The following is a 26,452-nucleotide window of genomic DNA, read 5'->3' on the forward strand; positions in this document are numbered from 1 at the left end:
CTCCTACAGACTAGGTGATCCCCTGTAGCAGCGAGCGATGCGGCGCCCGACCTGCCCGCGAAAGCGGTTTAACAGGCGCTACAGATCTTTCAGAAGGTCGGCCATGTCATCGGCATGCTCTTCTTCCTGGGCCAGGATGTCTTCGAAGATGCGCCGTGTGGTCGGGTCTTTCTCGCCGACGTACTGAATGATCTCGCGATAGCTGTCGATGGCAATTCGCTCAGCGACCAGGTCTTCGTAGACCATCTCTTTAAGTGAATTGCCGGCCACGTATTGCGCGTGGGAGTTTTTCGACAGCAAGTCAGGGTTGAACTCCGGCTCACCGCCCAGTTGCACGATACGCTCGGCCAGACGATCGGCGTGTTGGGCTTCCTGGGTCGCGTGTTCGAGGAATTCGTCGGCGGCGACCTGGGCTTTCAGGCCGCTGGCCATAAAGTAGTGGCGCTTGTAACGCAACACGCAGACCAGTTCGGTGGCCAGCGATTCGTTGAGCAGGCGCAGCACTTCTTCACGGTTGGCGCTGTAGCTTTCGGTCACCGCACCGTTCTCGACGTTCTTGCGGGCACGTTCGCGAAGGGTGGTTACATCGGACAATTGCATGTCGCTCATCTCAATCTCCTGGAGGCTAATCCGGTTTGCGTCACCTTCTATAGAAGTGATCGCTACCTAGGGTGTGAGTGATGAGCGCGGCGAAAAGTTTTATGTAATTTGCCATTCACCAGCGTTGCTCAAAGCAATCACGCCAGCGCATGCCCGGACAGCAGCGCCTCCTCGCGCAGCCAGGCAAAAAACGCCCGGACCGGCGGGTGTCGTTCACGTCCCGGCACGCAGAGGGCGCTGTATCCGGCGCCATCAACCTGGATTTCGCCCCGATACGCCACCAGCAAACCACTGGCCACGCTCTCGGACACCAGAATATTGCTCGCCAACACCAGGCCTTGCCCGGCAATCGCCGCTTGCAGGGCGTAATGTTCCTCGTCGTATTCACGGACCGCTGGCTGCCCCGCAAGCCAGGTCTCGCCGGACTGCGCGCACCAGGCCTCCCAGCCATGGGCGTACAGCTTTGAGTTGTGCCAGCGCACGCTGATCAGCGTCGGCGCTCGACTGGCGGCCAGGGCGACTTGCTCGGGCGAGCCATAGACACCGAAGGATTCGTCGAACAGACACAGGCCATACAGGTTCGGGTAATCATCGAGGCTGTAGCGCAGCACCAGATCGACGCTGGCGTCCTGATGCAAATCGATGACTTCGCAATGGGTATCGAGCCGCAGGCTGATGTTCGGGTGCCGGGCGTAGAACCGGCCCAGCCGGGGCACCAGCCATAACGCAGCGAAAGCGGCGGTGGTGGAGATCGTCAGGCTTGCGCCGCTGCGTTGCGGGCGCAGTGTATCGACACTTTGCGCCACTTCCAGCAAGGCACCGTGCAAGCTGTGGAACAGCCGTTCACCGCAGTCCGTCAGGCGAACTTGCCGTGGCAACCGCTCGAATAACGGCACACCGAGCCAGGTCTCCAGCGAACGGATTTGATGGGAAACCGCCGTCGGCGTGACCGAGAGTTCTTCGGCGGCAGCCTTGAAGCTCAGCAGGCGCGAGGCGGATTCAAAGGCGCGCAGGGCGGTCAGAGGCAGCGAGGCAAACATTGAAAACTCCATGGATGAAGTAAATTCATCCAGACTGATTTTTGCTCATTTGAAGAGGGGCGGCTAGGAGCTTCAAGCTGCAAGCCACAAGCAGATTGAGTTTAGTCCTTCAGGAGATTCAGATGAGCACAATTCTTGCCGTGCATGCCAGCCCCCGTGGCGACCGTTCTCACTCCCGGCGCCTGGCAGAGGTTTTTCTTTCAGCCTGGCAGGCGGCCAATCCTCAGTCGCACCTGACCCGTCGCGAAGTCGGCCGAGCGTTGATTCCGCCGGTCAACGAGGCTTTTGTGGCCGCCGCGTTTTACCCCGAACCCGATGCGCGGCCGCTGTCGATGCAGGCCGACCTGGCGTTCAGCGATGAACTGGTAGGCGAGTTGCTCGGTCACGATTTATTGGTGATATCCACACCGATGCACAACTTCAGCGTGCCCAGCGGCCTCAAGGCCTGGATCGATCAGATTGTGCGACTCGGGTTGACCTTCAATCACACCCTGGACAATGGCGTCGCTCAGTACGAGCCGCTGGTGCAGGGCAAAAAGGCGTTGATCGTCACCAGTCGCGGTGGGTTCGGTTTCGGGCCCGGTGGAGAACTTGAGGCGATGAACCATGCCGATCCGTTATTGCGAACGGCATTGGGGTTCATCGGCATTACCGACATCACGGTCGTGGCCGCCGAAGGCGAAGAATCCGAGGCGCGCACCTTCCAGATCTCCGCCGCCGAGGCCGAGCAGCGTTTGCGGGCGCTGGCCAAGGAGTTCTAGATGGCCTGGCTGTTTTTGCTGATCGCCGCCGGCTTCGAAGTCACCTTTGCCATGGGCATGAAGTACGCCGAAGGCTTCACCCGGCTCTGGCCGTCGATGATCACCGTGGTGGCCGCGGTGGGCGGGATCTACTTCCTGACCCTGGCCATGCGCGAGTTGCCGGTGAGCATCGCTTACCCGATCTGGACCGCCATCGGCTCACTGGGCACGGTGTTTCTTGGCTTTGCGCTGCTCGGCGAAAGCCTGACGGCGGTCAAACTGGTGTCGGTCGGATTGATCGTGGCGGGGGTGGTGGGGCTGAAGTAGGGTGGGATGTCATAGACTGGTCGTCGAGTTGTCATCTTCGATGCCGATGCTTGGCTGATGTCTTGCATTCAGCCTTGCGTCACCTCACCGATCACAAGGAAGTTCGCCCATGTCGCAAGGTTCCGCCACGCGTTACCCGTTGGTGCTGGTCCCGGGAATGCTCGGGTTTATCCGTCTGCTGCTCTATCCGTACTGGTACGGGATCATCTCGGCGTTGCGTCGGGGTGGGGCGACGGTGATTGCGGTGCAGGTCTCGCCGCTCAATTCAAACGAAGTACGTGGCGAGCAGTTACTGGCGCGGATCGAGGAGATTCTGCGCGAAACCGGGGCCGAGAAGGTCAACCTGATCGGCCATAGCCAAGGCTCGCTCACCGCCCGTTACGCCGCCGCCAAACGCCCGGATCGGGTGGCGTCGGTGACGTCGGTGGCAGGCCCCAATCACGGTTCGGAGCTGGCGGATTACCTGCACGAACACTATCCGGGAGACAGCGCCAAGGGGCGTTTGCTCAGCGTTTTGCTGCGCTGGATCAGTGCGCTGATGAGCCTGCTTGAAACCGGTTATCGCGGGCCGAAATTGCCGGTGGATATCCATGCCTCCCATCATTCACTGACGACGGAAGGCGTGGCGCTGTTCAACCAGCGTTATCCACAGGGTTTGCCTGAAACCTGGGGCGGGCATGGGCCGGAAGAGGTCAACGGCGTGCGGTATTACTCATGGTCCGGGACCTTGCAACCGGGCAAGACCGACCGCGGGCGAAATCTGTTTGACGGGACCAACCGCAGTTGTCGGTTATTTGCCAGAACCTTCGTTCGGGAGGTCGGGCATTGCGACGGGATGGTCGGGCGTTACAGCTCGCATCTGGGGACAGTGATTGGTGACGAGTATCCGATGGATCACTTCGATATCGTCAATCAGTCGTTGGGTTTGGTGGGCAAGGGCGCGGAGCCGGTCCGGTTGTTTGTCGAGCATGCTGCGCGGCTGAAAGCTGCCGGGGTTTAGACCGCATTATCGTTCATCGTCGGAACGCCGCCCGGAGCCGGCTCGCTCCCACAGGGGCATGCATTCCAAAATGTGGGAGCGAGCTTGCTCGCGATAGCGTCAGATCAGGCAACACTGACCTTAAGGCCTAGAACTGTGGTCCAGCGCTCCGAAAGAATCACCCCACCCAGCGTCAACACCCCACCGACCAGGTGATACATCGCCAACTGTTCATGCAGCACCACCGCCGCAATCAGCGCAGTAATCAGCGGCAGCAGATTGAAAAACAGCGTAGTCCGGCTCGGCCCCAGGCGGATCACGGCCTGCATCCACGCCAGCGGCGCAACCATCGAGGCCAGCAGGCAGGCGTAAAGCACCAGCGGAATGTTCTGCAGCGTCGGGCCGATCTTCGGTGAGGCGAGGAACAGCGGAAACAGCACCACCACCGCCACCCATACCTGCAAATACAGCAACACCAGCGGCGGCAAACGCAGCTGCCACTTTTTCAATAGCGTGCTGTAGATCGCGTAGGCCAGGGTGGCGATCAGCATCATTGCGTCACCCAGGTTCACCCCGTGTTCGAGCAACGCGCCAAGGCTGCCGGAGGAGACGACCACCAAAACCCCCGCGAGCGACAGCACCGCACCGGCCAGTGCGCCGATGGTCAGGCGCTGGCCGAGGCTAATGATCGCCATGGCCAGCGACATCAGTGGCATCAGCGACAGGATGATGCCCATGTTGGTGGCCGAGGTCAGGCTCGCTGCGAAGTACGCCAGGCTTTGGTAAACAGCCATGCCGAGCACGCCGAGCACAACGATCTTGCCCAGGTTCGGGCGGATCGCTGGCCAATGGGCGATCACCGGTTTGAGCATGAAGGGTGTGAACAGCAGTCCGGCAAGCAGCCAGCGATAAAAGCCGATCTCGGCGGGGAAGATCGCCCCGGCCGACATTTTGGTGATTACGGTGTTGCCGGCCCAGATGAAAATGGCCAGCAGGGGATAAGCGTATTGCATCAGAGAAAACCAGAGCGTTAATGAGGGGGGATTATCGCCTGTCTGGATACAAGCCTATACTTCGATACAGACAGCCTGCCCCTGATGACGGACAGCATGAATAGTAAACACATCGATTTGCTCGACTTCAGCGAACTGCCTGCCCCGGTGTACTTCCGTTATGCCGACTTTGATGCGCATCGTTATGCCTCGGCGCACCGTCATCCATGGGGCACGCTGGAGTATTCGGCCCACGGCGTATTGCACATGGAAATCGGTGGCAGCCGCTTCATGTCACCGCCGCAATATGCGGTGTGGGTGCCGCCGCAGACCGAGCACAGCTTCTATAGCCATCAGCCAATCAACTATCGCGCGGTCTGCCTGGCGCCGATGATGTGCCACGACCTGCCGCAACAGGCCTGCACCCTGGCCATCAGCGACATCCTCAAAGCGATCCTCAAAGACTTTGCCGCCCGGGATATGAAGATTCCCGAGCACGAAGCCGACAAACGTCTGGCTCAGGTGTTGGTAGATCAGCTGCAGCAGGCGCCGGTGCATGAGTGTTATTTGCCCTACGCCAGCAGCCCCGGCTTGCTCGCGATACTCGAAGCCTTGCAGGCCGAGCCCGGTGATAACCGGCCCTTGGCGGAATGGGCCGCGCAGATCCATGTCAGCGAACGCACCCTGGCGCGGCGGTTCGTGCGTGAGTTGGGCATGAGTTTTGGTGAGTGGCGGCAGCGGTTGCGGTTTCTGGCGGCGATCGAAGCGCTGGACAGCCACCGCAGCATCCAGGAGATCGCGTTCGACATGGGCTACAGCACCGGTTCAGCGTTTATCGCGATGTTTCAACGCCAGGCGGAGTGCACGCCGGAACAGTATCGACGCAGTCACCTTGAGACCCGGAAGGTGTAACAGGTGTTGTCTACACTCCAGAGCGAGGCCGTGCTCGTCGGTGCGGCAACAAGGAGAAAACTCCATGAAGATGTTGCGTGTCCCTTTGTTGATCATCGGTTTGCTGCTCTGCGCCCAAAGCTTTGCCGCCACCGAGCAACAGAACAAGATGACCACCTGCAATGCTGACGCTACCGCGAAAACCCTCAAGGGAGACGAACGCAAAGCCTTCATGAGCAATTGCCTCAAAGCTGCACCCGCCGCCGATGCCGCCAAACCCCTGACTCCTCAGCAAGAAAAAATGAAAACCTGCAACGCCGATGCCGCCACTCAGGCGCTCAAGGGCGACGCGCGCAAAACCTTCATGAGCGATTGCCTGAAGAAAAAATAAACAACATGCTTGGGTGTGGGGGCGGGAAAGGCACTGAAAAAAGTCGCCAGCGCCCCCACTAAGGTCGACCTACACAATCCCTAGTGCTGGCATCGGAACGCTGGCAGACTGCCAATCCTTTTACGCCGTTCGTTTTGAGGCTGTATGCCAACGTTTTCTCAACGCCAAGTCTTGTTGTCAATCAGTTGGGTCATCATCTTTGGTGGTTTGTTGCTGGTGATCCCGCTGCGATTGCTGCCCAGTCTGTTGGCCGGGCTGCTGGTGTTCGAACTGGTCAACATGCTCACCCCGCAATTGCAGCGCCTGATCGAAGGTCGGCGTGCGCGATGGCTGGCGGTGGCGTTGTTGGGGACGCTAGTGGTCAGTGTGTTGACGCTGATCTTTGCCGGTGCCTTCAGCTTTCTGCTGCATGAAGCGGAAAACCCCGGCGCTTCTCTCGACAAATTCATGGTTGTGGTTGATCGGGCGCGCGGGCAACTGCCGCCGTTCATCGACGCCTATCTGCCCGCCAGCGCCGCCGAGTTCCGTGTGGCGATTGGCGAGTGGGTGAGCAAGCACCTCAGCGACTTGCAGTTGGTGGGCAAGGACGCGGCGCACATGTTTGTGACGCTGCTGATCGGCATGGTGCTGGGGGCGATCATTGCCTTGCAGCGCGTGCCGGACGTGACCAAGCGCAAGCCCTTGGCCGCCGCGCTGTTCGACCGCTTGCATCTGCTGGTCCAGGCGTTTCGCAACATCGTGTTCGCCCAGATCAAGATTTCCCTGCTCAACACCTTCTTCACCGGGATTTTCCTGGCGGTGGTCCTGCCGATGTTCGGGATCAAGCTGCCGCTGACCAAAACCCTGATCGTACTGACGTTCCTGCTCGGCCTGCTGCCGGTGATCGGCAACCTGATGTCGAACACCCTGATCACCATCGTCGGTTTGTCGCTGTCGATCTGGGTGGCCGTGGCGGCGCTGGGTTACCTGATTGTTATCCACAAGCTCGAATACTTCCTCAACGCGCGCATTGTCGGCGGGCAGATCAGTGCCAAGTCGTGGGAGTTGCTACTGGCGATGCTGGTGTTCGAGGCCGCGTTCGGCCTGCCGGGGGTGGTGGCAGGGCCGATTTACTACGCGTATCTGAAGAGTGAGTTGAAGCAGGTGGGGATGGTTTGATCAGGCATTTGTAGTGTCTGACAAGGCCCCATCGCCGGCAAGCCGGTCTCGCTCCCACATTGGAATGTGATCCCCTGTGGGAGCGAGACCGGCTTGCCGGCGATGGGCACAACTCGGTTTCGGATCAGTCCATCGAACCGTAGCGCTTCATCGCTTCAATCGCCAAGCCACTGCCGATGCTACCGAAGATATTCCCTTCCACATGCTGCGCGTTCGGCAACATCGCCGAGACGCTGTTGCGCAGTGCCGGAATCCCGCTCGAACCGCCGGTGAAGAACACCGTGTCCACCTGATCGACCCGCACGTTGGCGTCGTTCAGCAACTGGGTCACGCTGTTGCGCACGCGCTCCAGCAAGTTGTCGATGGCCGATTCGAACAGTGCCCGGCTCAACTCCACGCTCAAACCCGGTTCGATGCGGTCCAGCGGCACATGGCGGCTGTCGGCGTGGGTGAGCTGGATCTTGGTTTCTTCCACTTCCATGGCCAGCCAGTGGCCGGCGCGCTGGTCGATCAGCTTGAACAGGCGATCGATGCCGCCGGTGTCTTCGATGTCGTAGCGCATGCTGCCCAGCGCCAGGCTCGACTTTTGCGAGTACACCGAGTTGATGGTGTGCCAGGTCGCCAGGTTCATGTGGTGGCTGGTCGGCATGTAAGCGCCGCTCTTCATCCGGCTGCCATAGCCGAACAGCGGCATCAGGCCTTGCAGGCTCAGTTGCTTGTCGAAATCGGTCCCGCCAATGTGCACGCCGCCGGTGGCGAGGATGTCATCGTGACGGTTGTCGTGAGTACGGCGTTCAGGGGACAGGCGCACCAGCGAGAAGTCCGACGTACCACCGCCGATGTCGACGATCAGTACCAGCTCTTCTTTTTCGATGGTCGACTCATAGTCGAAGGCCGCCGCGATCGGTTCGTACTGGAACGACACGTCCTTGAAACCGATGGCGCGGGCCACGCCCACCAGGGTGTTTTCGGCTTCCTGGTCGGCCATTTCATCGTCGTCGACGAAGAACACCGGACGACCCAGTACCACTTCCTCGAACTCGCGACCGGCGGCGGTTTCGGCGCGCTTCTTCAGCTGGCCGATAAACAGTCCGAGCAGGTCCTTGAACGGCATCGCCGTGCCGAGGACGCTGGTGTCGTGCTTGATCAGCTTGGAGCCCAACAGGCTCTTGAGCGAGCGCATCAGCCGGCCTTCATAGCCTTCCAGGTACTCGTGCAGCGCCAGCCGGCCGTACACCGGGCGGCGTTCTTCCATGTTGAAGAAGACCACCGAAGGCAGGGTGATCTTGTCGTCCTCCAGCGCGATCAGCGTTTCCATGCCGGGGCGCAGCCAGCCGACGGTGGAGTTGGACGTGCCGAAGTCGATACCACAGGCACGGGCTGGAGATGCGTTTTTCATGTCTTTCGAGTTCCGGTTAAAAAACGGCCGCGCAGTGTATGTCAGTGCGGCGCAGATTCGAAGGCCGACTATCTGCTAAATCACCACGAATAGCGCCTTGATAAGCTGGCCCGATGCCCCAAACTTGTCTGCATCGACCCTGGCAGCCATTCGGCGGTCGCAAGAACTGCCCACCGCTGCCGATAAACTTCTGATGCGCTACCCGGTCACAATAGTGTCCTGCCTCGCAAATACTGTTCCTTTTTGACGGCGTCTGTTTCTGCCATGCTGCGTTGCCGCTCCTCGCCATAGCGGGCTATGACTCATCGCGGCGCCTTGCCTGGCAGCAACAGCCACTCGTCAAAAGAGGAACGTATTTGCGAGGCAGGACACTAGAGATCGGTCAACCTCGCGGCTGCCAATAAGCGCATGCTGCCGGTGGTGGCGCGATATCGATAACGGATGGTGATCCTTAGATGGACTTCAAAGACTATTACAAGATTCTCGGTGTGGAACCGACCGCGGACGATAAGACGATCAAGGCCGCCTATCGCAAACTAGCGCGCAAGTATCACCCGGACGTCAGCAAGGAAAAGGACGCCGAGTCCAAATTCAAAGACGCCTCGGAAGCCTATGAAGCGCTGAAAAGCGCCGACAAGCGCGCCGAATACGACGACTTGCGCAAATACGGCCAGCACGGCCAACCGTTCCAGGGCCCGCCGGGTTGGCAGGGTCGTGGCGCAGGCGGATTCGGCGGTGGTCAGGACACAGGCGATTTTTCGGACTTCTTCAGTTCGATTTTCGGCAACCGTGGTCCTGGTTTTGGTGGTGGACAGCCGGGCCGAAGCGCCGGGCGTCGAGGGCAAGACGTGGAAATGGAACTCGGGATTTTTCTGGAAGAAGCCCTTTCGAACGAATCGAAGAAGGTCACCTTCCAGGTGCCGCAGTACAACGCTGCCGGCCAGCATGTCAGCAACACCAGCAAAAGCCTGAACGTGAAGATCCCGGCCGGCGTGGCCGACGGCGAGCGCATCCGCCTCAAGGGCCAGGGTGCACCGGGCACTGGTGGCGGGGCCAATGGCGACTTGTTCTTGATCATTCGCTTTGCGCCGCACCCCAAGTTCGATGTCGAAGGCGAAAACCTGATCATTACCTTGCCGCTGGCTCCGTGGGAGTTGGCATTAGGTACTGAGGTGGCAGTGCCTACACTGACAGGCAAGATCAACCTCAAGATTCCGGCCGGCAGTCAGAATGGCCAGCGCATGCGCGCCAAGGGCCACGGTTTGCTGAACAAGGCCGGTCATCGCGGTTATCTGTTTGTACAGCTCAAGGCAGTCATGCCTAAAACCTCGGACGACGAGGTCAAGGCGTTGTGGCAGGAACTGGCGAAAAAAGCGGCTTTCAACCCCAGAGAACACTTCTGATCCCAGAGACGGAGTAGCCCATCATGAGCAACCCCCTGATCGTTCAACTGGACATGGCAGAATTCTGTGAGGCGACCGACCTGTCGGACGTCTACGTGATCGAAATCGTCGAACACGGCATCCTCGAACCTCAGGGCGCACTGCCCAAGGATTGGCGTTTCAACGATTATGAGCTGGCGCTGGCCAAGCGTGCCGCCAAGCTGCGTCACGATCTGGAGCTGGAGTGGGCAGGCGTCGCCCTGGCGCTGGACCTGCTGGAAGAGGTCCAGCAACTGCGGGCCGAGAACCGCATGCTCAAGCAGCGGTTGGCTCGGTTGATCGTCGAGTAGCCAAAATATAGGGATAAACACTCGATATGCGGCGTTCCGACAAGCCCCTCACCACAATGCGGTGCTGCTGAACATCATCGGCTACAAAACCACCCGCGACACTCTCGGCAACACCACACTAAACGTCGTGCCTTCGGTCTCGCTGGAGCTGACCTCGATCGTGCCTGATACCACTTGTTTGATAACGCCATGACCCGTCGGTAAAACAGCGTGCGGCAAGAGCATAAGACCAACGGGTGTTATTTATATATGTTCAACTCTTTAATAGTTGAACGATCACGCTATTGAATGGCCGTCGGTCCAGCAGTTTTTTAGTCTTTTATTTCAGGGGGTGCCGCTTAAGCTGATCACTCCTATCGTTACTTTGGTTGTTACATAATGTCTGAATTAAAAGGGTTGGAAAGTGTTGGGCAAGGTCCGCTTAATCCAGTTGCACATAAAGGTCCTCACCACGAACGTATTGTCCAGGTACTGCCCCGCGCCATAACAGAAGCGCCGGTGAGCCGACTGTTATCACTGGACGGTTTAAATGATTTAAATACAATTTTTCCCGATTGGTACATGAACGCGTCGAGCCTCAATCGGCAACACCTCAAGGAACTGGTCGAGGAGCGCTGGCGCTTGCAAGCGAAGGTCGATGGCCCGCTGAAAAACCTGCAACAGGACATTCAGGCGTTCGCCAAACCCTTGCTGTCCACGCTCATCAGGTCGAATTTCAGCACCCGTGTCGACGTCAGCCAACTGACGGTGAAGCTGTATGTGCCAGACAAGATTCTCTTCGGTATCGACCGTGGCGCCAGCTATCTGCGCGAATCCACGCTGCTGGAGGCGGCCTTGCATAACTTCGAAGAGCCGGAAATCGCTGAAGATCATTTCAGGACCGGTTCCGGTGTGTATTCGAGGAACTTCAAAGGAGAGTTGAAACTTGAAGCAACAATGACGACCAAAAAAATCGCCACGCTGTGTCGGCGGCTGGACGTGGGGGCACAGTATCAAACCCATATAAAAAGCATTCTGTTGCCGGCTGATCCAAAGGCCAGGCAGCTATTGGAAGAGCATGCGCTGGCCGCGCAGAAAGCGTCCTTTAATTTGGACGCGTTGATGGCTTATTTGAAAAAAGATATCAGCGACTATGCCTACGGCAAACTTCAACAGGTGCGTGATGGCAAAAGCGATATCAACTTTCATGGTCAGCCACTGCACCGGCATCGGCTCTCACTGATGGGTTTCGCGTTGCACGGCATCGTGTTGTTCAGTGCGGTGAGCCAGCCGTCCAGGGTCAAGTCGTTGGTCGACGAATTGACGCCTGACGGTCTGAAGTTCTGGAGCGACTGGTCGCAACGCATGCCGGCGCTGACGGGTAGTTACTACGACAAGTACAAACTGTTGCAGTCGTTCCTGGCCAACGGCCCTGCCGGCGTGCATGAGGACATGCTGCGCCGCGAAGATATCTATCAGCAAAGTCATCTGGACGGACCGGTCATTGCCTACGTGCCGGACGATCCGCTGCACCCGCTGAAAGAGTACAACTCGCTCGCCGACTTCATGAAAGAGCTGCTTGGCCAACTGCGCGATACGCAGTATCAGGAATTTTTCAGTCGCTTCGTGGCGCAAAAGGACAAGGGCAAATTCTTCGCCCGGGTCAAAGAGCGGCTGACGCGTGTTGTCTGGCAACAACGCGAGCCGTTGGACATGGGGCCCTGGTGGCGGGAAACCGCAGTCGAGAACCCGACCGCAGAGCCCATCACCAACCTGATTGCCGGGGACTTGTGGCAATGGTTGTATGTCGACAAACGCAATAAAGCCATCGCCGATGCGCGCGTGATCGCGGTGCCGACCGGCGATGAGGATGCCACCACGCGCTGGAAGCGCCTGACCAGCTATCTGGACATTGGCTGGAACGTGTTCAACTTTGTCGGGATGTTGATCCCCGGCCTGGGGGAAGTCCTGTTGGGGGTGATGGTCGCGCAGATCGCCGATGAGCTGGTGGAGGGCATCGAGGACTGGAGCAAGGGCGACCGGGAGGAGGCCGGGGCGCACATCAATGGGGTACTGATCAACTTTGCCCAATTGGCGCTGATGGGCGCCGGGCACGTGCTGCCTCGGGGAGCCGTCGCAGCGGTCAAGCCCAGCGCGTTGATCGACAGCCTGCAACCGGTGGAACTGCCCGGTGGCAAGACCCGCCTGTGGAAACCCGACGTCGGGCCTTACGCGCACCCGGTGGTGCTGCCGGCCAACGCCGTGCCCAACGACATCGGCCTGATTGAACAGGGCGGCAAGCAGTGGCTACGGCTGGAGGAAAAAAACTATCAGGTGAGCCAGGACCCGGTGAAGGGGCAGTATCGACTGGAACATCCGCAGCGCCGCACGGCCTACAAACCAGTGGTGGAGCACAACAAGGCCGGTGCCTGGAAGGTCGAGACCGAGCGACCGCTGGAGTGGGAAGCGAAACGGTTGATGCAACGCATGGACACCACGCTTGACGGATACTCTGCGCAGACGTTAGGCATGATTCAACACGTGAGCGGGGTAGACGAAAGTCTGCTGCGCCGGTTGCACGTCGAGCATGAAACACCGCCCGCGCTGCTGCGCGATACCTTCTTGCGCTTCAATACCTATGCCGATGCAGAGCGATTTTCGCAGCACATCGAGGCTAACCAGATTCCAGAGACGATGATCGGCTTTGTGCCAGAGGTCACGGTTGAACTGCCGCGCTGGCCCGAGAACCGGGCGTTGGAAGTTTTCGAGGCGTCGGATCGTTCCGGGACCTCCGTCAAACACGGCAATGCAACGGCATCTGAGCCGATGACGATCAAGGTCAGTCGTTCCGAAGTGGCTGCCGGAAAGCTGCCCGAGCGAGTCATTGAATCGCTGAACGAAACCGAGATTCGCGACCTGCTCGGCGAAGACGTCGTGGTGGGTACCCCTGAGCGTATTGATGCGCTGCGCAAGCAGTTGGTCGTGCAGGCAGGGAAGCACAAGAAAACCGTATTCGATGCACTTTACAAAGGCCGCGATGTTTCCAGCGACCCTCGTGTGCAACGAGTGCTCAGTGACGTTCCAGAGTTGCCGGCCAGCGTTGCGCTGGAACTGCTGGAGCATGCCGAGCCGGCCGATTTGCGACACCTGAGCGAAAAACAGCGCCTCTCGCTGCGTTTGCGTCAACAGGCCCGGGCGGTGCGTGACCGGGTGCGATTGAACCGTGCGTATGAGGGCCTCTATCTTGAGGAGCTGGCCAGTGCCGACTCGCGCAGGCTCGAACTGGACTCCCTGGCCGGCCTGCCAGGATGGTCCGATGAGGTGCGGATCGAAATTCGCGAACTGGGGTTTGCCGGGAAGCTGCACGCCAGCGTGGGGCCGGAAAATGCGCAGATCCGCAAGGTGCTGATTCTTGAGGAAGACGGGCGCTACCAGACGCGGGACGCGGATGATCGGCATTTGCACGGCACCGATGAGTTCTATGCTTCGGTCTTGCACGCCCTGCCGGATGCGCAACGCAACGCGTTGGGCTATGGCATTCACGAAGGCGCACGGCTCAAGTTTGATGTACAGCGCTCACCCCTGAGCCATGATCAGTTCGCGTCGACGTTGCTTGAACATCCGATTCGTAAGCCGACTTACGATCCGCACACGATGAAGCTGCCTGGAGGCATGGACGGCTATCGAAGCGTTTCCGGGGAGTCGAATTCACGGCTTCGCGTACGCAGCCTTTATCCAACCCTCACAGATACAGAACTCGATGCGTTTATTGAGACCTTGCGCCAGCGAAATACCTCGGTTGGGCTAGAGGTCCAGGCGCTTGAAATCGAATTCAACCAGATGGTTTCAACCCTGACCCGCTGGGTGAACGGGCCGACCCGGGATTTTCGTTTGAGCCCCAGCGGCTTTGCCGAAGTGGAAGCCAGGAATACCCTCGCCAAAAAGATCAGGCAGTGTTGGCAGCGTACTGGTCCAAGGCACGTGGATGCGAATGGGAGGGTTCTTGGACAGACACTGGACCTGAGCAATTTTGAATTGCATATGCACATCGATCGTATGCCCCGACTGGCGGCCAACTTCGATCACGTCACGCGTCTGTGGTTACGCAATACCGGGCTATCGAATGTCGAGCAACCTTTTCTTCGTCCCTTTCGCAAGGTGCACGTACTGGATCTTGCGCGGAACAAATTGACGTCGCTGCCATCGAGCATCGCCCATATGCCACACCTGACAGACCTGGATCTCACGCACAACCGGATTGTGCTTAACATCCTTGATCGCGAGATGCTCAAAAACCGTACCCTGCTGACCAGTTTACGTCTGGGTGAAAACCCGTTGGGGTTATTACCTAACATCAGTCGCATGCCTGACTTGCATACCCTGGTGCTGTCTAATACAGGGGCCACCACGTGGCCGTCCGGACTGTTTGACCGACCACGGTTCAGGCACTTTTTCCTGGACCTGCGTTACAACGTGTTGACAGACATTCCGCAGGTTACTCCGGGCACGTGGGGAGCAGAGCTGTTGGGGCGCACGTGGCTCAGTCGCGAGCCCGCGTGGATATCAGCTGAAAATCTGGAACGCCTCAAAGACTATGTTCGGTCGGTGGGCATGGACCCTGAGCGTCCTTACCCTCCCATGGGTGTGCGCACCAGCATCCAGTGGGAGGAAGGATTGACCCGACGTGATTGGGTCAGCAAGCAAGAGGTCTGGAACGCGGTTGAGGATGAATTCAACTCAACGGATTTTTTTGAAGAAATCAATGCCCTGACCCAGTCCGCCGACTTCACCGCCAGCAAGGTCTATCGAGCCGATTTGACGGCCAAGGTCTGGCGAATGCTGGACACCATGGCTGAGAACGCTCCATTACGAGAGCAGTTTTTCAGGGAGGCCAACATGCGATCCAACTGCGTCGATGGCGCCACACAGCTTTTCAACGTCATGGGTGTGGAGGTGCTGGTCCACGAAGCATTGGCGCTCGGCAATAACGGTTTGATCGAGGCTGAGCTGGTGAGCCTGGCAAGGGGCAAGTCGCGCCTGGATGAAGTCGAGAGAATCGCCAAGCGTCATATCGTGGAGCGCGAGGCGGCGGGTGAGCAATTCCGACGTGAGGACGCCGCACGTAATGTCACAGGTACCATTGATGAGGTGGAGGTTCACCTGGCCTTCATGACGGACCTGGCGCAGCGGCTGGACCTGCCGTGGCAGGCGCGCGGCATGCAGTTTCGCAAGATCGCAGGCGTCACCAGCGAAATGATCGAGGGCGCCTATCAACGGGTTTTGGGGCTGGAGGAGGGTGACCTGCTGCGTAACTCGATTGCCGAGCAACCTTTCTGGAAATCCTTCGTCGAGCGTTTGAATGGCTCGCGCTTCAGGGCGATTGATCGCAAGACCTTTACCACCACCGAGTTCAAGGTTGCTTTGGATGAACGGGCGGACAGCGCAACTCTGTCGCTGGAGGAAAAGGCTGGTTTGAAAGAGCGAATCCGCGTACTGGCCGCTGAGCTTGGTGAGCCGGAAAGTGCCTTCGCCCCCGGCCAGATCATGACCGACGAGGCCTATGCCCAAGCGCTGGAAACGATCAAGGCCGAGCGTGAAGCCTTGCTGTTGCAGCTGACCCAGGAAGCCATGGACCGGGCGAAACTGAATCGGGTTGAAATACCTTTTACGGTTGCCCCGGGCAACTGATACCTGAACGTCTCAGCCTCGATGCGAAGCCGTTGTGCTTCGCATCGAGCGTGCTGAGCAACTCATTGAAAAGAACATGAGGAACATCTGATGACTGCGTTGCAAGGAAGCAACGGTGCCGATCATGCGCGGGCGTTGACCGCTGAAGAATACGGACCCAATACCGAGATTATAAAAAATGCCATCCCGCACTGGCGGATCAAGGCCTCGCCCGAGTGCCGCATTGTGCACTCGGGGCTTTTGTGCGCTTGAGGCGTCAGAACAGGAAATAGCGCTGAGCCATCGGCAGCACATCCGCCGGTTCACACCACAGCAAAACGCCGTCAGCCTTTACCTGATAAGTCTGCGGATCGACGTCGATGTTCGGCAGGTAATCGTTGTGTATCAGGTCGGTTTTCTGCACCTCGCGGCAACCTTTGACCACGGCGATTTTCTTCTTCAGGCCCAAGGCTTCGGGCAAACCGGCCGTCTGCGCCGCCTGGCTGATGAAGGTCAGGCTGGTGGCATGCAGCGAGCCGCCGTAACTGGCGAACATCGGGCGGTAGTGCACCGGTTGCGGTGTTGGGATCGACGCGTTGGCATCGCCCATCAGGCTGGCCGCGATGGCGCCGCCCTTGAGGATCAGCGTTGGTTTGACCCCGAAAAACGCCGGACGCCAGAGCACCAGATCGGCCCATTTACCCACTTCGACCGAGCCCACTTCATGGCTGATGCCGTGAGTGATCGCCGGGTTGATCGTGTACTTGGCGATGTAGCGTTTGGCGCGGAAGTTGTCGTTACCTTCGCCGTCACCGGGCAATGGGCCGCGCTGTTTTTTCATCTTGTCGGCGGTCTGCCAGGTGCGCGTAATCACTTCGCCAACGCGGCCCATGGCCTGGCTGTCGGAGCTGATCATCGAGAACGCGCCGAGGTCGTGAAGGATGTCTTCGGCGGCGATGGTTTCACGGCGGATACGGCTTTCGGCGAAGGCCACGTCTTCGGCAATGCTTGGGTCCAGGTGATGGCAGACCATCAGCATGTCGAGGTGTTCGTCGATGGTGTTGCGGGTGAACGGCCGGGTCGGGTTGGTGGAACTCGGCAGCACGTTGGCAAACCCGCAGGCCTTGATGATGTCCGGGGCATGACCGCCGCCCGCACCTTCGGTGTGATAGGTGTGGATGGTGCGGCCCTTGAAAGCGGCGAGGGTGGTTTCGACGAATCCCGACTCGTTGAGCGTGTCGGTGTGGATCGCCACTTGTACATCGTACTGGTCGGCGACGTTCAGGCAGTTGTCGATGCTCGCCGGGGTGGTGCCCCAGTCTTCGTGCAACTTCAGCCCGATGGCGCCGGCCTTGACCTGCTCGATCAACGGCTCCGGCAGACTGGCGTTGCCCTTGCCGGTAAAGCCAATGTTCATGGGGAACGCATCGGCGGCCTGGAGCATGCGCGCCAGGTGCCACGGTCCGGACGTGCAGGTGGTTGCATTGGTGCCCGTGGCCGGGCCGGTGCCGCCGCCGATCATGGTGGTGACGCCGCTCATCAATGCTTCTTCGATCTGCTGTGGGCAGATGAAATGGATGTGCGTGTCGATGCCGCCCGCGGTGAGGATCATGCCTTCACCGGCGATGACTTCGGTGCTGGCACCGACCGCGATGGTCACGTTCGGCTGGATGTCCGGGTTGCCGGCCTTGCCGATGGCGGCGATGCGGCCGTCCTTGAGGCCGACGTCGGCCTTGATGATGCCCCAGTGGTCGATGATCAGTGCATTGGTGATCAGGGTGTCGACCACTTCTGCGGCCAGTAATTGGCTTTGACCCTGACCATCGCGGATGACTTTGCCGCCGCCGAATTTCACTTCTTCGCCGTAGGTGGTGAAGTCCTTTTCCACTTCGATCCACAGTTCGGTGTCGGCCAGACGGACCTTGTCACCGACGGTGGGGCCGAACATGTCGGCGTAGGCCTGACGGGAAATCTTCATTCGTTCGCCTTGAGATTCAATTGAATTTGAAATCGTTCGCTGCGCTCACTTTCGCGAGCAGGCTCGCTCCCACAGTTGATCGCATTCCCCTGTGGGAGCGACGGTGCGACGATTCGACCTGCTCGCGAAGGGGCCGGTGCAGACGCCGGAATATTTAGAGATCCCCCATGATCCGCCCGGCAAACCCGAACACCCGGCGATGCCCGGCCAGGTCCACCAACTCGACCTCGCGGCTCTGCCCCGGCTCGAAACGCACGGCGGTGCCGGCGGGGATGTTCAGGCGCATACCGCGGCTGGCGGCGCGGTCGAATGTCAGGGCGTCGTTGGTTTCGAAAAAATGATAGTGCGAGCCAACCTGAATCGGCCGGTCGCCGCTGTTGGCCACCTTCAGGCTGAGGGTGCGGCGGCCAACGTTGAGTTCGATGTCACCGGGCTGGATCTGGTATTCACCGGGAATCATCAATGGGCTCCCTGGAGGATCTTGTAGTAGAGGGCGGTCGGTTTGTAGCGGCCGCTCGGGTCGCAGGCAAAGTCGGGGATTTCGCCGGCGCGGGTGTAACCCAGGGCCTTGTAGAAGTCTTCGGCGGGAGAGCCGGCCTCGGTGTCGAGGTAGAGCATGCCGCGCTTGTGCTGGAGGGCGGCCGTTTCCAGCGCACTCATCAACTGCTGCCCCAGACCCCGGCGACGCGCATGTTCACGCACCAGCAGTTTTTGCACTTCGGCGCGATTCAGGCCGTTGGCTTTCTGGCACAGGGTCAGTTGCACACTGGCCTGCACTTGCTCGTCCTTGACCACCACCCACAGCAGCACGTTGCCCTTGTTCAGGTTCTCCTGGACATCATCGAAATAGGCTCGGGCCTGGGTGGCGTCCAGATTGGCCATGAACCCGACGCTGGCGCCATAGCCGACGGCGTCGAGCAGCAGATCAATCAAACCCTGACGATAGTGCGCAAAGCTTTCAACATTGACGCGGCGCAGTTGGGCGGCGTTCATGGGCAATTACTCCTTGTTGGCGGTCGGCGGCTCCGCGCCAGGATTGAGGGTCAGTTGCATAAAAGTCAGGTCGAGCCAGCGACCGAACTTGGTGCCCACCTGAGGCATCTGGCCGGTCGTCACGAAACCGGCTCGTTCATGCAGGCGAATAGAAGCGGCGTTACCGCTTTCGATGGCGGCGACCATCACATGTTTGTCGCAGCCTTTGGCGCGCTCGATCAACGCGATCATCAATTGCGGGCCGAGACCATTGCCACGCTGGTCGCTGCGCACGTAAACCGAATGTTCGACGGTGTGGCGGAACCCGTCGAACGGCCGCCAGTCACCGAATGAAGCGTAGCCCAGCACCGTGTTGTCGCCGTCGACGATCACCAGAATCGGGTAGCCCTGGGATTGCCGGGCGCTGAACCAGGCCTGGCGGTTACCCAAATCCACGGCCTGTTCGTTCCAGATGGCCGTGGTGTTGAGCACGGCGTCGTTGTAGATGTCGCGGATCGCCGGCAAGTCGGCATGCGCTGCATCGCGGATGGGGTAAGTCATGGCGCGGCCTCAGGCGATCGGTTGGTGGACGGTGACCAGTTTGGTGCCGTCGGGAAAGGTCGCTTCGACCTGGATCTCCGGGATCATTTCCGGGATGCCTTCCATCACTTGTTCGCGGCTGAGCAGGGTGGTGCCGAAGTGCATCAGCTCGGCCACGGTCCGGCCGTCGCGCGCGCCTTCGAGCAGCGCGGCGGAAATGTAGGCCATGGCTTCCGGGTAGTTGAGTTTCACGCCGCGCGCCAAACGTCGCTCGGCCACGAGGCCGGCGGTGAAGATCAGCAGCTTGTCTTTTTCGCGTGGGGTCAGGTCCATCGTTTGGAATCCATCTGGGCAGATAAAAATGAGTATTCGGATCTGTAAACACAAAACCCCTGTGGGAGCGAGCCTGCTCGCGAATGCGCCGGAACATTCAACACATGAGTTGCCTGAGACACCGCTTTCGCGAGCAGGCTCGCTCCCACATTGGATCTTGTTTCAGGTGCTCCATATTCTGGGGGGGACAGCTTCGCGGCCAAGCAACGCGGGCCTCAGCAACCGCCACAAATCAATCAACCAACCCCGCGCCAGCAACGCTTCACTGGCTAAACACCGAGCCACCAAAAGCCCCGGCAACTGGGTCAAATCCCCGCGCACGTCATGGGCCAACGAACGGCATTTCTCCAGTAACTCACTATCAACCTCCCCAGTCACCAGCAACGTCGCAAACACCGGTTGCCCATCCAGCCCAATCGGCGAATCAAGCAAACCATCACCCCCGACAATGCGCTGGCGTTCATGCCAGAGCAACTGGCCGTCGCGGCGGATGTCCAACTGCGCCTGAAAATGCCCGAGGTCGAAACGCTCGCCGCTGGCCGGCCGGCCCAGCGCGACCACGTCCCAGTAGAACACCCGGGCATCGCCTTCAAGGTCGATGCACGTACTGAGTTCAGCCTGGGCGGCACTGAAAATGATCGTCTCTTGTGGCAACCATTCAAGTGTCGCGCCGGCGGCTACTTTCAAGTCGAGCTTCTGATAAGCGGGCCCCGCCGCACGGTACCACTTGGCCGCGCCGGGGCTGGTGATTTGCGCCCAGGCATCGCGGCCGACACTGGCCGAGATGTCCAGCCGATCACCGCCGGCAATCCCGCCCGGCGGGTGCACGATGATGTGCTGGCAAACCTCCGGCCCTTCGGCATACAGGTGCTTCTGTACCCGCAGCGGGCCTTTGTGGCGGCGCTGAACCGGGCGCGTACTGTCGCCGAATCGGGCATAGCCGAGTTCCAGCTCAGCGTGCCAGCTGGGGGTAAACACGGCAGTGGGAAGAGGTAAATTCATGATCTCTAATTATCGTTAGGACGCTACAGATTAGATCGTAACCAGACCGCGCACACCCTCGGCCTCCATATTTTCTCCGCGACCCTGTTGCACGATTTCGCCCCGGGACATCACCAGGTACTGATCGGCCAGTTCGGCGGCGAAATCGTAGAACTGCTCCACCAGCAAAATCGCCATATCACCACGGGCCGCAAGCTTCTTGATCACTGCGCCGATTTCCTTGATCACCGATGGCTGGATGCCTTCGGTGGGCTCGTCGAGAATCAGCAAGCGTGGACGGCTGGCCAACGCTCGGCCGATCGCCAATTGCTGCTGCTGGCCACCGGACAAGTCGCCGCCGCGGCGCTGCTTCATCTGCAGCAGCACCGGAAACAGCTCGTAGATGAACGCCGGGACTTCCTTGGCTTCAGCGCCGGGAAATCGCGACAGGCCCATCAGCAGGTTTTCTTCCACGGTCAGCCGGCCGAAAATTTCCCGACCCTGAGGTACGTAAGCGATCCCGGCGTGAACCCGCTGGTGTGGCTTGAACGCGGTGATCGTTTTGCCTTCCCAGTTCACCGCGCCTTCTTTGGCCGGCAACAAACCCATCAGGCACTTGAGCAGGGTGGTCTTGCCCACGCCGTTGCGCCCGAGCAGGCAGGTGACTTCGCCAACTCTCACGTCAAACGTCAGACCGCGCAGGATGTGGCTACCGCCGTAATACTGGTGCAGCTTGTCGACTTGCAGCATCTTAAAATCCCCTTCAATCCCCTGTGGGAGCGAGCCTGCTCGCGAAGGCGCAGGCACATTCAACATATAAGTCGCCTGATGCACCGCATTCGCGAGCAGGCTCGCTCCCACAGGGTCTGTATTCGCAATCTTAACGACCGAGATAAACCTCGATCACGCGCTCGTTGTCCTGCACCTGTTCCAGCGACCCTTCGGCCAACACGCTGCCCTGGTGCAACACGGTGACGTGGTCGGCGATGGAGCCGACGAAGCCCATGTCGTGTTCCACCACCATCAGCGAATGCTTGCCCGCCAGGCGCTTGAACAGTTCGGCGGTGAATTCGGTTTCGGCGTCGGTCATGCCCGCCACCGGCTCGTCGAGCAGCAACAGTTGCGGGTCTTGCATCAGCAACATGCCGATTTCCAGAAACTGCTTCTGGCCGTGGGACAACAAACCCGCCGGGCGATTGACCGACGTGGTCAGGCGAATGGTGTCCAGCACCTCGCTGATGCGATCTTTCTGTTCGCCACTCAGGCGAGCCCGCAGGCTGGCCCACACCGACTTGTCGGTTTTTTGCGCCAGTTCGAGGTTCTCGAACACGCTCAAGGCTTCGAACACCGTCGGCTTCTGGAATTTGCGGCCGATGCCGGCCTGGGCAATTTGCACTTCGCTCATCTGCGTCAGGTCGAGGGTTTCACCGAACCAGGCCTTGCCGTGACTGGGACGAGTCTTGCCGGTGATCACGTCCATCAGCGTGGTCTTGCCCGCGCCGTTGGGGCCGATGATGCAACGCAATTCGCCGACGCCGATGTAAAGGTTCAGCGCGTTCAGGGCCTTGAAGCCATCGAAGCTGACGCTGATGTCTTCCAGCGTCAGGATGGTGCCGTGGCGGGTATCCAGGCCGGGGCCGACGCGTTGGCCGAGGCCGATGGCGTCGCGGCTGCTGCCGGCGTCCCTGTTGGGTTCCAGTGGCGGAAAAAACGCCGGTTCGAGCATGAATTCAGCCGTTGCAGTGACTCTCATTGTTCACCCCTTTTTTTCAGCAGACCGATCACGCCTTTGGGCAGGTACAAGGTCACGACAATGAACAACGCGCCGAGGAAGAACAGCCAGTATTCCGGGAAAGCCACGGTGAACCAGCTCTTCATCCCGTTGACCACACCGGCGCCGAGCAACGGGCCGATCAGCGTGCCGCGACCACCCAGCGCTACCCAGACCGCGGCTTCAATGGAGTTGGTTGGCGACATTTCACTCGGGTTGATGATGCCGACTTGCGGCACGTACAGCGCACCGGCCAACCCGCACAACACCGCGCTCAGCACCCAGACAAACAGCTTGAAACCACGTGGGTCATACCCGCAAAACATCAGGCGATTTTCGGCATCGCGTAACGCGGTCAGCACCCGGCCAAATTTGCTCTGCGCCAGGCGCCAACCGATGAACAGGCTAGCCACCAGCAACACCACGGTGGCGAAAAACAGCACCGCGCGAGTCCCCGGTTCAGTGATGCCGAAGCCGAGGATGGTGCGGAAGTTGGTGAAGCCGTTGTTGCCGCCAAACCCGGTTTCGTTGCGGAAGAACAGCAGCATCCCGGCGAAGGTCAGGGCCTGGGTCATGATCGAGAAATACACGCCCTTGATCCGCGAACGGAAGGCGAAGAAGCCGAACACCAGCGCCAGCAACCCCGGCGCCAACACCACCAGACACATCGACCAGAGGAAGCTGCTGGTGCCGGTCCAGTACCACGGTAGTTCGGTCCACGACAGGAACGTCATGAATGCCGGCAAACCATCACCGGAAGCCTGGCGCATCAGGTACATGCCCATCGCATAACCGCCGAGGGCGAAAAACAGGCCGTGGCCTAGGGACAGCAGACCGGCGTATCCCCAGACCAGATCCAGCGCGAGGGCGACGATGGCGTAGCAAAGGATCTTGCCCACCAGCGTCAGCGTATAGGCCGAGACGTGAAACGCGCTGTCGGGCGACAACAACGACAGCAGCGGCAACGCCAGCAATAGAACGAGGATCACCGCGCCAACGGCGATCGTGACTTTGGGGCCGGCCTTTTGCGTGGCCGTGAGCAGCAGTGGCTGGTTCATCAGTCGATCACCCGTCCTTTCAGTGCGAAGAGGCCTTGCGGACGTTTCTGGATGAACAGAATGATCAGCGCGAGGATCAAAATCTTGCCGAGCACGGCACCGATCTGCGGTTCGAGAATTTTGTTGGCGATGCCGAGGCCGAATGCGGCGAGCACGCTACCGGCCAACTGACCGACACCACCGAGCACCACCACCAGGAACGAGTCGATGATGTAGCTCTGACCGAGGTCCGGGCCGACATTGCCGATCTGGCTGAGGGCTACGCCACCAAGGCCAGCGATGCCTGAGCCGAGGCCGAAAGCGAGCATGTCCACGCGCCCGGTCGGCACGCCGCAGCAAGCGGCCATGTTGCGGTTCTGGGTGACGGCGCGCACGTTCAAGCCCAGGCGCGTCTTGTTCAGCAGCAGCCAGGTCAGCACCACCACAAACAGCGCGAAGGCGATGATCACGATGCGGTTGTACGGCAGCACGAGGTTGGGCAGCACTTGAGTCCCGCCCGACAACCACGCCGGGTTGGCCACTTCGACGTTTTGCGCACCGAACACCAATCGCACCAGTTGAATCAGCATCAGGCTGATGCCCCACGTGGCGAGCAGGGTTTCCAATGGGCGGCCATAGAGGTGGCGAATCACCGTGCGTTCCAGCGCCATACCGATGGCGGCGGTGACGAAAAACGCCACCGGCAACGCGATCAGCGGGTAGAACTCGATGGCTTGCGGGGCGAAACGCTGGAACATCAGCTGCACCACGTACGTCGAGTACGCGCCGAGCATCAGCATCTCGCCGTGGGCCATGTTGATCACGCCGAGCAGGCCGAAAGTGATCGCCAGACCGAGGGCCGCGAGCAGCAGGATCGAACCGAGGGACATGCCGCTGAAGGCTTGACCGAGGATCTCGCCGATCAGCAGTTTGCGTTTGACCTGAGCGAGGCTGGTTTCGGCAGCGGTGCGTACGCCGGCGTCGGCTTCGACACCGGGTTGCAGCAGGCTTTCGAGGCGAGTGCGAGCCAGCGGATCACCGGTTTCACCGAGCAGACGCACAGCGGCGAGGCGTATGGCCGGGTCGGTGTCCACCAGTTGCAGGTTGGCCAGCGCCAGGCTTAAAGCGGCATGGACACTTTCATCTTTTTCACCAGCCAGTCGCTGGTCGAGAAATTTCAACTGCGCCGGTTTGGCGCTTTTCTGCAATTGCTGCGCGGCGGCCAGACGGGTTTTGGCGTCGGTGGCGAGCAATTGGTGACTCGCCATAGCGGTGTCGATCAGACCCCGCAGACGGTTGTTCAGACGCAGGGTTTTCGGTTGGCCGTCGACGGTCAACTCGCCTTGCTGCAGGGCGTTGATCAGCTCGATACGGGCCGGATCGGGCTGCGCGGCCCAGGTTTCCAGGAGTTTTGCTTGTTGCACGGGATTGGTGGCGACGAAGTCTTCGGCGTCGCCGGCATAGGTGGCCATCGGTAATAACAGCGCGATGGCGAGGATGAAGCGGTAAAGGGCAGTGGGCATATATATGGTGTTCCCTGTCTAGCTACGGCCGATGGAACTGCGTTCGGCTTTGGATCGACCCCTCACCCTAACCCTCTCCCCATGTTTGTACCGGACACATGGTGGACACATGTTCGGGGACATGGTGGACGTCTTCAAAGCCGCTTTCCTGATACAACGGTCTGCAAGCTCAAGTCAATTTTGGCAATGCGATGTCTGCTCCAATAGATGTCGTAGATGCCATCCTCGGTCGTTTCTCTGATGGCTATGTGCTCGCCGATGAAGGCCTTTCCAATCGCATACTTGCGGCTTTTCCAGTACATCTCGCCATTGGCCTGAACCTTTCTGATCAAATCCCCTTCGGCGTACTCCAGTGCTTGCCGATGCTCCTGGTATTCACGAGGACTACAGCTGTAGCGAGTCGCTGGAACCTCCATTTCCAATGCTTGATGGGGGCGTTTCTGGTTGTAGATATCGCGCCAGATATCGAAGGCGTTCTGTGCCCCAAGCAGGTCGATGAAGCACTGACCTTGCAAAACTTCAGCCTTGAGGCTGCGGTGAAAACGCTCAAGCTTGCCCTGAGTCTGCGGGTGATAAGGCCTGGAGTGGCCCACTCGGATGCCCTGGCTCATCAGCCAGACCTCTAACGCGGTATAAACCCCGCTCTGATCGCCCCACGGTGCACCGTTATCCATGGTCATGCGCATCGGCAAGCCGTAGCGCCGAAACACGTGGATAAGCTGCTCCTGCACGGTCTGACGCTGCTCGTTGCCACAGGCCGCGATGCACAGCGAGAACCGCGAATGGTCGTCCAATACCGTCAAGGGATGGCAGCGACCATGGCGCATGCCGACATGTCCCTTGAAGTCCATCTGCCAAAGATCGTTGGGGGCTTCATGCTCAAATCGGATAAAGGGTTTGGTATTTGCCGCCTGCGGGTCGATTCGCGAATTACGCTGCAAAATCGCATGCACCGTGCTGACGGCGGGCATCAAATACCCCTCATCCTCCAGATTGCGTTTGAGCTTGCGGGCGCCCCAGGCCGTGTGCTCCACCCCCAAGGCCAGAATCTGCTTTTCAACCGTATCAGCGCAGCGTTTGGGTGAATGTTTTGGGCGCCGAGACTGGTCGTGCAAGCCGTCTGCACCAGAGGTTTCGAACCGGCCAAGCCATTTGTATCCGGTGCTTGGGCTGATATGAAAGCGTCGGCAGAGTTGTCGGATATTGGCCCCTTCTTGCCGAGCTAACAGTACAAATTCGGAACGAAGCTGCATGGTGGACACCTCTTCCCAAGACACAAACCATCTCCTTTCAGATGAGCAATGTGTCTATTTAAAAGTGTCCACCATGTCTCCGAACACCTGTCCACCATGTGTCCGGTACAAACACCCCAGAGGGTAGAGGGGACTAACCGAGGCGCTTGGACGAAATACTGCGACCTGA

The 26,452-nt window shown here is 59.5% G+C and carries 25 protein-coding genes; 10 read left to right on the top strand and 15 right to left on the bottom strand.

Annotated elements, in window-relative coordinates:
- Positions 1 to 78 precede the first annotated feature (78 nt).
- Positions 79 to 609: a ferritin-like domain-containing protein gene (locus QFW87_RS02850; RefSeq protein WP_283182747.1), complete on the bottom strand. Its 531-nt coding sequence runs from the start codon at positions 607 to 609 to the stop codon at positions 79 to 81.
- A 128-nt stretch (positions 610 to 737) separates the two neighbouring features.
- Positions 738 to 1,652 carry a LysR substrate-binding domain-containing protein gene (locus tag QFW87_RS02855; RefSeq protein ID WP_283189762.1) on the bottom strand — a complete coding sequence of 305 codons (915 nt, stop codon included), beginning with the start codon at positions 1,650 to 1,652 and terminating at the stop codon, positions 738 to 740.
- Positions 1,653 to 1,762: 110 nt separating this feature from the next.
- Between QFW87_RS02855 and QFW87_RS02860 the strand changes: the two genes are divergently transcribed.
- From QFW87_RS02860 to QFW87_RS02870, 3 genes are all read left to right on the top strand, one after another.
- Entirely contained in the window at positions 1,763 to 2,401 is a 639-nt protein-coding gene (locus QFW87_RS02860; RefSeq protein WP_283182749.1) for an NAD(P)H-dependent oxidoreductase, read from the top strand.
- Positions 2,402 to 2,707 (top strand): multidrug efflux SMR transporter, encoded by a 306-nt coding sequence (locus QFW87_RS02865; protein WP_008157366.1) that lies wholly within the window; start codon positions 2,402 to 2,404, stop codon positions 2,705 to 2,707.
- Positions 2,708 to 2,816: 109 nt separating this feature from the next.
- A complete protein-coding gene (locus QFW87_RS02870) occupies positions 2,817 to 3,707 on the top strand; it encodes a triacylglycerol lipase (protein WP_283189763.1) in 891 nt (296 codons plus the stop codon).
- Positions 3,708 to 3,811: 104 nt separating this feature from the next.
- On the opposite strand, the gene QFW87_RS02875 is transcribed toward QFW87_RS02870, so the two are convergent.
- Entirely contained in the window at positions 3,812 to 4,699 is an 888-nt protein-coding gene (locus QFW87_RS02875) for a DMT family transporter (RefSeq protein WP_283189764.1), read from the bottom strand.
- Between the two features lie 96 nt (positions 4,700 to 4,795).
- Here QFW87_RS02875 and QFW87_RS02880 point away from each other — a divergent pair, with 96 nt between their 5' ends.
- From QFW87_RS02880 to QFW87_RS02890, 3 genes are all read left to right on the top strand, one after another.
- Entirely contained in the window at positions 4,796 to 5,590 is a 795-nt protein-coding gene (locus tag QFW87_RS02880; RefSeq protein WP_283189765.1) for a helix-turn-helix transcriptional regulator, read from the top strand.
- 64 nt (positions 5,591 to 5,654) lie between these two features.
- On the top strand, positions 5,655 to 5,960 hold the full coding sequence (locus tag QFW87_RS02885) for a PsiF family protein (protein ID WP_283182754.1): 306 nt from the start codon (positions 5,655 to 5,657) through the stop codon (positions 5,958 to 5,960).
- 144 nt (positions 5,961 to 6,104) lie between these two features.
- Positions 6,105 to 7,118, top strand: a complete 1,014-nt coding sequence (locus QFW87_RS02890) for a hypothetical protein (RefSeq protein ID WP_223433627.1) — start codon at positions 6,105 to 6,107, stop codon at positions 7,116 to 7,118.
- Positions 7,119 to 7,242: 124 nt separating this feature from the next.
- On the opposite strand, the gene QFW87_RS02895 is transcribed toward QFW87_RS02890, so the two are convergent.
- Positions 7,243 to 8,517 (bottom strand): Hsp70 family protein, encoded by a 1,275-nt coding sequence (locus QFW87_RS02895; RefSeq protein WP_283189766.1) that lies wholly within the window; start codon positions 8,515 to 8,517, stop codon positions 7,243 to 7,245.
- 455 nt (positions 8,518 to 8,972) lie between these two features.
- Between QFW87_RS02895 and QFW87_RS02900 the strand changes: the two genes are divergently transcribed.
- From QFW87_RS02900 to QFW87_RS02915, 4 genes are all read left to right on the top strand, one after another.
- Entirely contained in the window at positions 8,973 to 9,920 is a 948-nt protein-coding gene (locus QFW87_RS02900; RefSeq protein WP_283189767.1) for a DnaJ C-terminal domain-containing protein, read from the top strand.
- A 23-nt stretch (positions 9,921 to 9,943) separates the two neighbouring features.
- Positions 9,944 to 10,249 carry a chaperone modulator CbpM gene (locus QFW87_RS02905; RefSeq protein ID WP_283182757.1) on the top strand — a complete coding sequence of 102 codons (306 nt, stop codon included), beginning with the start codon at positions 9,944 to 9,946 and terminating at the stop codon, positions 10,247 to 10,249.
- A 561-nt stretch (positions 10,250 to 10,810) separates the two neighbouring features.
- Positions 10,811 to 15,916, top strand: a complete 5,106-nt coding sequence (locus tag QFW87_RS02910) for an NEL-type E3 ubiquitin ligase domain-containing protein (RefSeq protein WP_283189768.1) — start codon at positions 10,811 to 10,813, stop codon at positions 15,914 to 15,916.
- Positions 15,917 to 16,006: 90 nt separating this feature from the next.
- The gene (locus tag QFW87_RS02915) at positions 16,007 to 16,168 is read left to right on the top strand and encodes a hypothetical protein (protein ID WP_283182759.1); all 162 of its coding nucleotides are present in this window, start codon (positions 16,007 to 16,009) and stop codon (positions 16,166 to 16,168) included.
- 4 nt (positions 16,169 to 16,172) lie between these two features.
- Here QFW87_RS02915 and ureC read toward each other — a convergent pair whose 3' ends face one another.
- The 11 genes from ureC to QFW87_RS02970 form a co-directional block, all read right to left on the bottom strand.
- Entirely contained in the window at positions 16,173 to 17,873 is a 1,701-nt protein-coding gene (gene ureC / locus QFW87_RS02920) for an urease subunit alpha (protein WP_283182760.1), read from the bottom strand.
- A 154-nt stretch (positions 17,874 to 18,027) separates the two neighbouring features.
- Positions 18,028 to 18,333 (bottom strand): urease subunit beta, encoded by a 306-nt coding sequence (locus QFW87_RS02925; protein ID WP_030128285.1) that lies wholly within the window; start codon positions 18,331 to 18,333, stop codon positions 18,028 to 18,030.
- A complete protein-coding gene (locus tag QFW87_RS02930; protein ID WP_283182761.1) occupies positions 18,333 to 18,866 on the bottom strand; it encodes a GNAT family N-acetyltransferase in 534 nt (177 codons plus the stop codon). The genes QFW87_RS02925 and QFW87_RS02930 overlap by 1 nt, the downstream gene beginning before the upstream one ends.
- 6 nt (positions 18,867 to 18,872) lie before the next feature.
- On the bottom strand, positions 18,873 to 19,406 hold the full coding sequence (locus QFW87_RS02935; RefSeq protein ID WP_283189769.1) for an N-acetyltransferase family protein: 534 nt from the start codon (positions 19,404 to 19,406) through the stop codon (positions 18,873 to 18,875).
- A 9-nt stretch (positions 19,407 to 19,415) separates the two neighbouring features.
- Positions 19,416 to 19,718, bottom strand: a complete 303-nt coding sequence (ureA, locus tag QFW87_RS02940) for an urease subunit gamma (protein WP_033055605.1) — start codon at positions 19,716 to 19,718, stop codon at positions 19,416 to 19,418.
- Positions 19,719 to 19,880: 162 nt separating this feature from the next.
- Positions 19,881 to 20,720 carry an urease accessory protein UreD gene (locus QFW87_RS02945; RefSeq protein ID WP_283182763.1) on the bottom strand — a complete coding sequence of 280 codons (840 nt, stop codon included), beginning with the start codon at positions 20,718 to 20,720 and terminating at the stop codon, positions 19,881 to 19,883.
- A gap of 30 nt (positions 20,721 to 20,750) precedes the next feature.
- Positions 20,751 to 21,449, bottom strand: a complete 699-nt coding sequence (urtE, locus tag QFW87_RS02950) for an urea ABC transporter ATP-binding subunit UrtE (RefSeq protein WP_283182764.1) — start codon at positions 21,447 to 21,449, stop codon at positions 20,751 to 20,753.
- 130 nt (positions 21,450 to 21,579) lie between these two features.
- Positions 21,580 to 22,452 (bottom strand): urea ABC transporter ATP-binding protein UrtD, encoded by an 873-nt coding sequence (gene urtD / locus QFW87_RS02955; protein ID WP_283189770.1) that lies wholly within the window; start codon positions 22,450 to 22,452, stop codon positions 21,580 to 21,582.
- Positions 22,449 to 23,528: an urea ABC transporter permease subunit UrtC gene (gene urtC, locus QFW87_RS02960; RefSeq protein WP_283182766.1), complete on the bottom strand. Its 1,080-nt coding sequence runs from the start codon at positions 23,526 to 23,528 to the stop codon at positions 22,449 to 22,451. Before urtC ends, urtD begins: the two co-directional genes overlap by 4 nt.
- Positions 23,528 to 25,030 carry an urea ABC transporter permease subunit UrtB gene (gene urtB / locus QFW87_RS02965; RefSeq protein WP_283189771.1) on the bottom strand — a complete coding sequence of 501 codons (1,503 nt, stop codon included), beginning with the start codon at positions 25,028 to 25,030 and terminating at the stop codon, positions 23,528 to 23,530. Before urtB ends, urtC begins: the two co-directional genes overlap by 1 nt.
- A gap of 134 nt (positions 25,031 to 25,164) precedes the next feature.
- Positions 25,165 to 26,283, bottom strand: a complete 1,119-nt coding sequence (locus QFW87_RS02970) for an IS481 family transposase (RefSeq protein WP_283182018.1) — start codon at positions 26,281 to 26,283, stop codon at positions 25,165 to 25,167.
- Positions 26,284 to 26,452 lie beyond the last annotated feature (169 nt).

Origin of the sequence: Pseudomonas sp. PMCC200344, assembly GCF_030053095.1 — a bacterium.
Classification (GTDB): domain Bacteria; phylum Pseudomonadota; class Gammaproteobacteria; order Pseudomonadales; family Pseudomonadaceae; genus Aquipseudomonas; species Aquipseudomonas svalbardensis.

Excerpts from the sequence above, each read along its gene's own strand:
- QFW87_RS02850 (WP_283182747.1), bottom strand. The coding sequence starts at position 609 with ATGAGCGACATGCAATTGTCCGATGTAACCACCCTTCGCGAACGTGCC.
- QFW87_RS02855 (WP_283189762.1), bottom strand. The coding sequence starts at position 1,652 with ATGGAGTTTTCAATGTTTGCCTCGCTGCCTCTGACCGCCCTGCGCGCC.
- QFW87_RS02860 (WP_283182749.1), top strand. The coding sequence starts at position 1,763 with ATGAGCACAATTCTTGCCGTGCATGCCAGCCCCCGTGGCGACCGTTCT.
- QFW87_RS02865 (WP_008157366.1), top strand. The coding sequence starts at position 2,402 with ATGGCCTGGCTGTTTTTGCTGATCGCCGCCGGCTTCGAAGTCACCTTT.
- QFW87_RS02870 (WP_283189763.1), top strand. The coding sequence starts at position 2,817 with ATGTCGCAAGGTTCCGCCACGCGTTACCCGTTGGTGCTGGTCCCGGGA.
- QFW87_RS02875 (WP_283189764.1), bottom strand. The coding sequence starts at position 4,699 with ATGCAATACGCTTATCCCCTGCTGGCCATTTTCATCTGGGCCGGCAAC.
- QFW87_RS02880 (WP_283189765.1), top strand. The coding sequence starts at position 4,796 with ATGAATAGTAAACACATCGATTTGCTCGACTTCAGCGAACTGCCTGCC.
- QFW87_RS02885 (WP_283182754.1), top strand. The coding sequence starts at position 5,655 with ATGAAGATGTTGCGTGTCCCTTTGTTGATCATCGGTTTGCTGCTCTGC.
- QFW87_RS02890 (WP_223433627.1), top strand. The coding sequence starts at position 6,105 with ATGCCAACGTTTTCTCAACGCCAAGTCTTGTTGTCAATCAGTTGGGTC.
- QFW87_RS02895 (WP_283189766.1), bottom strand. The coding sequence starts at position 8,517 with ATGAAAAACGCATCTCCAGCCCGTGCCTGTGGTATCGACTTCGGCACG.
- QFW87_RS02900 (WP_283189767.1), top strand. The coding sequence starts at position 8,973 with ATGGACTTCAAAGACTATTACAAGATTCTCGGTGTGGAACCGACCGCG.
- QFW87_RS02905 (WP_283182757.1), top strand. The coding sequence starts at position 9,944 with ATGAGCAACCCCCTGATCGTTCAACTGGACATGGCAGAATTCTGTGAG.
- QFW87_RS02910 (WP_283189768.1), top strand. The coding sequence starts at position 10,811 with ATGAACGCGTCGAGCCTCAATCGGCAACACCTCAAGGAACTGGTCGAG.
- QFW87_RS02915 (WP_283182759.1), top strand. The coding sequence starts at position 16,007 with ATGACTGCGTTGCAAGGAAGCAACGGTGCCGATCATGCGCGGGCGTTG.
- ureC (WP_283182760.1), bottom strand. The coding sequence starts at position 17,873 with ATGAAGATTTCCCGTCAGGCCTACGCCGACATGTTCGGCCCCACCGTC.
- QFW87_RS02925 (WP_030128285.1), bottom strand. The coding sequence starts at position 18,333 with ATGATTCCCGGTGAATACCAGATCCAGCCCGGTGACATCGAACTCAAC.
- QFW87_RS02930 (WP_283182761.1), bottom strand. The coding sequence starts at position 18,866 with ATGAACGCCGCCCAACTGCGCCGCGTCAATGTTGAAAGCTTTGCGCAC.
- QFW87_RS02935 (WP_283189769.1), bottom strand. The coding sequence starts at position 19,406 with ATGACTTACCCCATCCGCGATGCAGCGCATGCCGACTTGCCGGCGATC.
- ureA (WP_033055605.1), bottom strand. The coding sequence starts at position 19,718 with ATGGACCTGACCCCACGCGAAAAAGACAAGCTGCTGATCTTCACCGCC.
- QFW87_RS02945 (WP_283182763.1), bottom strand. The coding sequence starts at position 20,720 with ATGAATTTACCTCTTCCCACTGCCGTGTTTACCCCCAGCTGGCACGCT.
- urtE (WP_283182764.1), bottom strand. The coding sequence starts at position 21,449 with ATGCTGCAAGTCGACAAGCTGCACCAGTATTACGGCGGTAGCCACATC.
- urtD (WP_283189770.1), bottom strand. The coding sequence starts at position 22,452 with ATGAGAGTCACTGCAACGGCTGAATTCATGCTCGAACCGGCGTTTTTT.
- urtC (WP_283182766.1), bottom strand. The coding sequence starts at position 23,528 with ATGAACCAGCCACTGCTGCTCACGGCCACGCAAAAGGCCGGCCCCAAA.
- urtB (WP_283189771.1), bottom strand. The coding sequence starts at position 25,030 with ATGCCCACTGCCCTTTACCGCTTCATCCTCGCCATCGCGCTGTTATTA.
- QFW87_RS02970 (WP_283182018.1), bottom strand. The coding sequence starts at position 26,283 with ATGCAGCTTCGTTCCGAATTTGTACTGTTAGCTCGGCAAGAAGGGGCC.